This window comes from Bacillus sp. JJ1503 (genome assembly GCF_036965125.1).
Classification (GTDB): Bacteria; Bacillota; Bacilli; order Bacillales; family Cytobacillaceae; genus Cytobacillus.
In genome coordinates, this window is record NZ_JBALOZ010000189.1 from 1 (window position 1) to 7,435 (window position 7,435).

At 41.6% G+C, this 7,435-nt stretch carries 7 protein-coding genes; 3 read left to right on the plus strand and 4 right to left on the minus strand.

Translation table 11 applies throughout. From position 1 onward, the window contains the following. Positions 1 to 116: 116 nt before the first annotated feature. Complete coding sequence (brnQ, locus tag V7149_RS14720) at positions 117 to 1,463, plus strand: branched-chain amino acid transport system II carrier protein (RefSeq protein WP_335346366.1); 1,347 nt, start codon at positions 117 to 119, stop codon at positions 1,461 to 1,463. Between the two features lie 51 nt (positions 1,464 to 1,514). Here brnQ and V7149_RS14725 read toward each other — a convergent pair whose 3' ends face one another. Then, on the minus strand, positions 1,515 to 1,748 hold the full coding sequence (locus V7149_RS14725) for a CsbA family protein (protein ID WP_335346367.1): 234 nt from the start codon (positions 1,746 to 1,748) through the stop codon (positions 1,515 to 1,517). A gap of 176 nt (positions 1,749 to 1,924) precedes the next feature. Between V7149_RS14725 and V7149_RS14730 the strand changes: the two genes are divergently transcribed. Together V7149_RS14730 and V7149_RS14735 are read left to right on the plus strand one after the other, a co-directional pair. Then, a complete protein-coding gene (locus V7149_RS14730) occupies positions 1,925 to 2,197 on the plus strand; it encodes an alpha/beta-type small acid-soluble spore protein (RefSeq protein ID WP_335346368.1) in 273 nt (90 codons plus the stop codon). A 157-nt stretch (positions 2,198 to 2,354) separates the two neighbouring features. Next, positions 2,355 to 2,909: a hypothetical protein gene (locus V7149_RS14735; protein WP_335346369.1), complete on the plus strand. Its 555-nt coding sequence runs from the start codon at positions 2,355 to 2,357 to the stop codon at positions 2,907 to 2,909. 313 nt (positions 2,910 to 3,222) lie between these two features. On the opposite strand, the gene V7149_RS14740 is transcribed toward V7149_RS14735, so the two are convergent. From V7149_RS14740 to V7149_RS14750, 3 genes are all read right to left on the minus strand, one after another. Beyond that, positions 3,223 to 4,800, minus strand: coding sequence for an acetolactate synthase large subunit (locus V7149_RS14740; RefSeq protein WP_335346370.1), 1,578 nt, complete (start codon positions 4,798 to 4,800; stop codon positions 3,223 to 3,225). A gap of 139 nt (positions 4,801 to 4,939) precedes the next feature. Then, on the minus strand, positions 4,940 to 6,529 hold the full coding sequence (locus V7149_RS14745; protein ID WP_335346371.1) for an amidohydrolase: 1,590 nt from the start codon (positions 6,527 to 6,529) through the stop codon (positions 4,940 to 4,942). 50 nt (positions 6,530 to 6,579) lie between these two features. Then, a partial coding sequence (locus V7149_RS14750; protein WP_335346372.1) for a branched-chain amino acid transport system II carrier protein occupies positions 6,580 to 7,435 on the minus strand: 856 nt, incomplete at its 5' end.

The window sequence follows — 7,435 nt, forward strand, 5'->3', positions numbered from 1 at the left end:
AATAAAAATATTATAATAACTTACTGATCTGATTTGGGATTCATAGATGAATAGACAAAAAAATCTCCCTATCAGAACAGCAGTCCATTATTTATGTAAACAGGAGGGAATTCATTATGTCATCAAGAGGGTCATTTTCATTTTTGATTGCTGCAGGTTTTATGCTATTTGCTTTATTCTTTGGGGCTGGGAACTTAATTTTCCCCGTCATGCTTGGGCAAATGGCAGGTGAAAATGTGTGGGCAGCTAATGCCGGATTTATCGTAACTGGCGTAGGCTTGCCATTTCTAGGAATATTAGCTTTAGGCTTTTCAGGTAAAAGTGATTTGCAATCATTAGCAAGCCGTGTGAACCCAGCTTACGGAGTTTTCTTTACAGTGGCTCTATATTTATCAATTGGTCCATTATTTGCTATACCAAGAACAGGCACAGTTTCTTACGAAATTGGCATTAAACCATTTATTGGTGAAACGAACAGTGTCCTGCCGTTAATCATTTTCTCCATTATCTTTTTCGGAGTTACGTTATTCTTTTCATTAAAGGCTTCTAAGCTTGTAGATATTGTTGGAAAAATATTAACGCCATTATTATTAATTTTTATTGCCATTCTTATTGTTGTAGTATTTATTAACCCAATCGGACAAATTCAAGCTCCTACTGAAACTTATATGGAAAATGCCTTTTTTAAAGGATTCCAAGAGGGCTACTTGACGATGGATGCACTTGCTGCGTTTGTATTCGGTATCATCGTCATCAATACAATGAAAGATAGAGGCGCACAAACGAAGAAACAAATTATGACTTCTAGTATGAAGGTTGCTTTCATTGCAGCTGGCCTATTGGCGGTCATTTATTCATCCCTTGCCTATATGGGCGCATCTAGTGTTGAAGGACTTGGGCATTTAGAAAACGGCGGGGAGATTCTTGCTGCAGTCTCTACCCATTATTTCGGTTCATTCGGGAAAGTGTTATTAGCGCTTATTGTTATTGCTGCGTGTTTAACAACAAGTATTGGTCTGATTACAGCATGTGCTTCCTATTTTAATAAACTAGCACCAAGTATTTCTTATACAAAGTGGGCTGTTATCTTCTCCGTTTTTAGCACGGCGATTGCTAACTTTGGATTGTCTACTTTAATTTCAATTTCCGTTCCAGTTTTAGTAGCGCTTTATCCATCAGCTATTTGCTTGATGGCATTAACGTTTCTACACCCTATTTTCAAGGGCAAAACAGCTGTTTATCAAGGCAGTATTTTAATGACTTTTATCGTTAGCTTATTTGACGGATTAAACGCAGCTGGCATCGAAATTAAAGCGATCAATGATTTATTTACAGCGATCCTTCCAGGATATTCTGTAGGAATTGGCTGGATCATTCCTGCCATCATCGGTGGAATTATCGGATATGCGTTTAGCTTTGGAAAAAAAGAAAGCTTAAAAGCATCAGCAATTGAAGGAAAATAAAAGATATAAAAAGGCGATTCTTTTGTAATGAAGAATCGCCTTTTTTTCATATTAAGATCTTTTGTGGATATTTTCCTTCATTCTATTTGCATACCAGAAGCCAGCAGTCAGTGAAAACGCATCGACAACAATGAGCCATATTGAATCTGTATAGCCTTTATAAACTGAAGCTGCAATTAATGCTACCGTCAATACAAGACCAATCACACGATTATATGCCACTCTCGTAAACAGCACCACTAGCAGTCCCGGCAGCAGCAGAGCTGATAGGTATTTTAATAACAATGATTACACCTTCTTTTTCAAAATGATCAATTAGAAAAGCCAAAGGCACCATTCTTTCCTATAAGATAACATAGAATCCCCTATTTCGATAGGTTTTACAAGATTATTCCACAGGATAAACCGATTAGATCCGCACACACTATTGGTAAATTCGCATATCAAGGAGGCCGGAAAACATGGCTAGAAGAAAGCGGCGCCCTCTCGTACCAGATTCAAGAGGAGCTTTAGATCAGTTCAAGAATAAGGTTATGGCCAATGAAGGATACCAAGTGGACAGAGAGAACCCCGACCATGTAAAGTTTGAAGTAGCGGATGAAGTGGGCGTGCCCCTGCAAAAAGGCTACAATGGCCGCCTTACCTCAAGAGAAGCTGGAAAGGTCGGCGGAAAAATCGGCGGGAGCATGGTGAAAGAGCTTGTCCGAATGGCACAGGAACAGATGAAAAAATAAGCGGACGGTTTGTAAAACTGCCTATTTAGGAATTTGCCTCCTAAATGGTCCTATTAAAGATATGATGGCAATTCAAGGTCGAAATCTTATTTACTAAAGGATATATATAATAAAAAGGATTTCCGTGAATATAGTGGATGGCATAGGGAGGTTTGCCATGCACTATTTTAAAAAAGATATGAACGAAATACAAGCTGCTTTTAAAAAATGGCCTAGGGCGAAAAAGATTGTGCTAATCTCTCTTTTGAGCAGCATCGGGGCCATTTTTCAATCGGCAGGAGGATTTTTACCGGGAGTTGGTTATTTCATTAGCCCCTTGGCTACTGCACCTATTATTGTTTGCTCTATTTTTTCGATTCCACTCGGTCTGGCTTCCTACATATTAACAGCTATATTACTTCTGATATTACAGCCTGCCGAGTTAATTGTTTTTCCTTTTACAACGGGGCTATTGGGGCTATTAATCGGGATTTCCTTTCACCTGTTTCGAAAAAGGTGGATTCATATTTTGAGCGGGGCGGCAGGCCTAATGATTGGAATCTGCCTATTATTATACGGATTGAAATTCCCTGTATTAGGGCCAGCCATTTCCCATCAATTTAGCGTTTCGGTTATCGGCTTAATTTTTATTTTCTCTACTTTTTATAGCTGGATCTGGGTTGTTTTAAGCACTAGACTCATAAAAAGAATCCGAGGTATACTATTTTCGTAAGCTTTCAGATGATACCTGTTTCAGGGAGTTTCTCTAATAGACTAAAGTCAGTGATAAACTCCCCAGTTGATGACCGTTCGGAGCGATTTTTTACGGTGATGGTCATCAGATTACCAAGCTGATGACCGTCCAGAGCGTTTTTCCGCGGTGTTGGGCATCAGGCTGCACAACTGATGACCGTTCGGAACAATATTCAACACCAATGGGCATCAGGCTCCCCAGCTGATATCTGCTCAGTATAATATCCACGATGACTGGCTTCGTTCGTCCAGATTGATGAACTCCCAGAGGGGATATTCCCCAGTAACAGCATTTATCCTAAATTAATTTCAATCAGAGTTAGTTCGCCCTGCTTTAACGCCTCATTGAGTATGCCCTCGAATTCGAGTATATCCGCAGTCCGCACCCCTTTAATACCAAAGCTTCTCGCAAGCTGTACAAAATCAGGGTTTCCAAAAGCAGTTCCAAAATCATTGCCCAGTTTTTTCATCATCATTTGTTCTTCCAATTTCAGCTTCGAATCGTTAAGGACAATGATCACAAAGGACAATCCTAATCTTGCTGCTGTTTCGATTTCTGCAAAGTTCATTAGGGCCCCCCCGTCACCCGTTATGCAAATTACCGGATTGGATGGGCATGCCAATTTGGCTCCAATGGCACCGGGAATGGCTATCCCCATTGAAGCCAATCCGTTGGAGATAATAAGCTTATTCGGCTTCTTTGGCTGATAAGTCCGGGCTATTGATACTTTATGTGAACCTACATCCGATAGGACAATCGTATTTTCACATGTACGCTTTTCAATGACTTGCAAAATGGCTGTAATGGATAAAGAAGATTTGGCTTCGTCATTCAAATGGTAGGCCCGTTTTATTTGCTCTCGTAAATTCCCGGATGGCTCCCACGACTTCGGCTTGATTTCAAACCCGTTAAAAGCCTGCAAAGTCCTTTTAACATCTCCAACCAATTCGCTTTGAATAGGATAATATTCATCCGATTCAGCCAGAACAGCATTAATATGGATAACCGGCACCTTCTTTTTATTCCATTCCTTAGGAAGCTGCTCCACAAAATCATATCCAATAACGATAAGCAGATCAGCCTCTTCGATCCCCGGCAGCACCTCATCCTGCTCGCTGAAGCCAAACGTAAAATAATTTAGCGAATGATCTTTAGGCAAAATCCCTTTTGCTTTCATACTATGAGTAACAGGTGCCTGAAGATGGTCGATGAATGCTTGCACCTCCTTTACGGCTTCCCCCCTAATCACCCCATTCCCAACGATGATAAATGGCCTTTGCCTATTGTTGATTTGGTCAATAGCTGCTTTGATCTCTTCATTTACGGGCGTATAGACTGGCAGCGGTTTGACAGTCATCGCATTGTCAGGAATTTTCTGAGCAGCTAAATTTTCCGGTAATTCCACGATAACAGCGCCTGGCTTTTCCATTTTTGCCTTCTGAAAGGCTTTATTTACTACCTCTGCGATCGTTAGGGAATCCTTAATTTGAATGCTCCATTTCGTTGCTGGCTCGAATATTTTAACCAAATCCAAATATTGATGGGATTCCTTATGCTGCCCTTCCAATCCAGCCTGTCCGATGAACGCCACGACAGGTGAGAAATCAAGAGTTGCACTCGCAATCCCCGTTAATAAATTAGTTGCTCCCGGCCCCAATGTAGACGTACACACCCCTGCTTTTCGAGACAGTCTCCCGTAAACATCAGCCATAAAGGCAGCTCCTTGCTCATGCCTCGTATTCACAAATTGAATTTGCTTAGATCGGGAAAGGGAATCGATGAGATCTAGCGTTTCTTTTCCCATGATTCCAAAAATATATTCCACTCCTTCATTTTCTAAACATCGAACAAGAACATCAGTCGCTTTCATATGATCCTCCTAAATAGATTTACTACTTGCATGAATAGATTGGTTATTTGTAGTTTTGCCTATTATTCTGGAATCATTTATCGTGACTGAATGAAAAAAGGAGGAAGCGAATTGTCACCAACTCTGCTTCCTCTCATTATTATTTTTCAAATACCTTTTCCCCGCCCATATAGGTCGCTTCCACCCTAACCTCATCAATCTGTTCAGGGCTCACTTCGAGAATATCCTTATCCAATACGATAAAGTCAGCCTCATACCCTTGCTTTAATTGGCCGATTGCCGGAATACGTGTGATCTCCTGAGCGGCACGTGTGTAAAGCTCAATTGCCGTTTCCACATCTACGCGCTGATCCTTGCCTGTGTCTGTTCCATCATACGCCACACGAGTGACAGCTGCCTTTATGCTGACAAAAGGATCAACCGGATCTGCCCATGCCGTTGCTGGCGCATCAGAAGAGAAGGCTACCTTAATGCCTGCATCCAGCATCTTTTTAACTGGGTAAGTCGTTTTTGAACGCTCTGCCCCAAGATTATTTAAATAGCTTTCGATTTCAGCAAAAAGGAAAATCGGCTGCGGAACAAAGGCAATGCCCGTTTCAGCCGCACGCTGAATCGCCTGTTCTGTTGGCATAGCCGCGTGCTCGATGCGAATAGAAGGCGCATCCTCCAGCCAGCCCTTTTTCCCGTAAAATGTATCAACGATCAAGTCGATCGCTTGCTCACCCATCGCGTGAACGACTAATTGCACACCATACTTTTCTGCCGCCTCAGCCGCTTCAAGCAGTTCTTCTCTAGAAGTTGTAGAAATGCCGTAGTTTTCATCATCGCCTAGGAACGGAGGGTTGACCCAAGACGTTCTGCCGGACACACTGCCGTCTGCAAACAGCTTAATTCCGCCTATATGAATGGGGTTTTCTCTATTTGTCTTATATTCGTCCAAGATCATTTCATTCTTTAAATCCTCCCACATATAATAGAGGACAGTCCGCTGTTTCAGCCCGTGATCTCGCGCTTCATTATACATGTCTAAGTAGTCAATAGGCTTGTTTAATGCCATAAGATCCGTAATGGCCGTAATCCCACGCTCGAATAAAAACGGACTTAACTTAGCAAGAAGTGTTGCATTTTCTTCTATCGAGCGAGCTGGCATCGCATTTAAGACAATATGCCTTGCACTTTCTCGTAAAATACCAGTCGGTTCACCTTTTACGTCGCGATCAATTTGTCCTCCTGGAGGATTTGGTGTGTACTTCGTAATCCCCGCCATCTCCAAAGCCCTGCTATTGACAGAGATAATATGGCCGCATGTACGTGTTACTACAATAGGAATATCAGGAGCCGCTTTATCTAAATCTGAACGAAAAGGCGCGCGCCCATCCCTTAGCTTTCCTTCATCATAGCCCCAGCCTTCAATCCATTCGCCAGAGCCTATAGATTCACTCCGTTTGCGAATCGCTTGAACCATATCATCAATGGAATAAACAACTGGAGCCATACAGGCAACCTGCTTAGCGGCATTCGCTAAATAAAGTGGATGTAAATGCGCATCAATAATTCCAGGCATAACACGGCGATCTTGAAGATTAACACGCTCTCCTTCCAGTTCAACCAAATCCCCTTCATTGCCAATCCAAGCGATACGCCCTTCGCTCACAACCATTGCGCTAGCATAGGGCTGATCTGGATTTGATGTGAAAATTCGCCCATTATGAAAAATTGTTTTATTCATAACTCCCTCTCCTTACCATTAATGTCTTCACTAGTTGAACGTGATCCCCATTATTCATTTTCTAAAAGTTCTATCGTAGGGTCCTGATCTTTTTTTACAGAAATAGTTTTATAGATAAATGTTCCTAAAATAAATCCAATGATGGCGGGTACAAGCCATGAAAAACCGTTTGCACTCAATGGAAGCATAGAGATAAAGCTTTGTACCGCCGAAAAATGAATGCCGATCGCTCCTAATGTTTCTAACACACTAACAATAAATGTTAAAAGAATCGCTCCACGATAGGAACCAGGATTCGGGATTACTTTTCGGAATAAACCAAGGAAAACTAGAACAATGGCTACTGGGTATAGTGCTAGGAAGATTGGCAGGGTATAGTTAATAATTTTTTCTACTCCCATTGACCCAATCGCAATTCCTGTTAAACAAACAACTAACGCCCAAACACGATAGCCAAATTTATTTTTCGTTAAATCATTTAGAAATTCAGCTATAACAGCAATAACACCGATGGCAGAGGTTAAACATGCTAATGCGATGGCGATTGATAGGGCAACTGCACCGCTACTCCCTAATAGGTGGTTAACTAATTCAGATACAAGAGCTGTACTATCCATATCATTTGGGAACATTCCGCTGCCGGAAGCCCCAATGTAAAGCAACCCGCCATAAACAATCAAAAGGCCGGCGCCCGCAATCAATGTTCCAGTAATCGCAATTTTGCGCATCCCTTTTCCTTTATAGCCATAGCTCAAAATCGCAGCGATAAAAATAGGGGCACAAAAAATCCCAGTAACAACATCACCTGTCTGATAGGCACTAATAAAGGCATTGGAAAATGGCGATTTCAAATCTGTTGCAACAGGAGTTCCAATTGGATTAAATACTCCTTTTCCAACAATATAT

Coding starts and splice junctions, on each gene's coding strand:
- V7149_RS14745 (WP_335346371.1), bottom strand. CDS start 6,529: ATGAATAAAACAATTTTTCATAATGGGCGAATTTTCACATCAAATCCA.
- V7149_RS14735 (WP_335346369.1), top strand. CDS start 2,355: ATGCACTATTTTAAAAAAGATATGAACGAAATACAAGCTGCTTTTAAA.
- V7149_RS14740 (WP_335346370.1), bottom strand. CDS start 4,800: ATGAAAGCGACTGATGTTCTTGTTCGATGTTTAGAAAATGAAGGAGTG.
- V7149_RS14730 (WP_335346368.1), top strand. CDS start 1,925: ATGGCTAGAAGAAAGCGGCGCCCTCTCGTACCAGATTCAAGAGGAGCT.
- brnQ (WP_335346366.1), top strand. CDS start 117: ATGTCATCAAGAGGGTCATTTTCATTTTTGATTGCTGCAGGTTTTATG.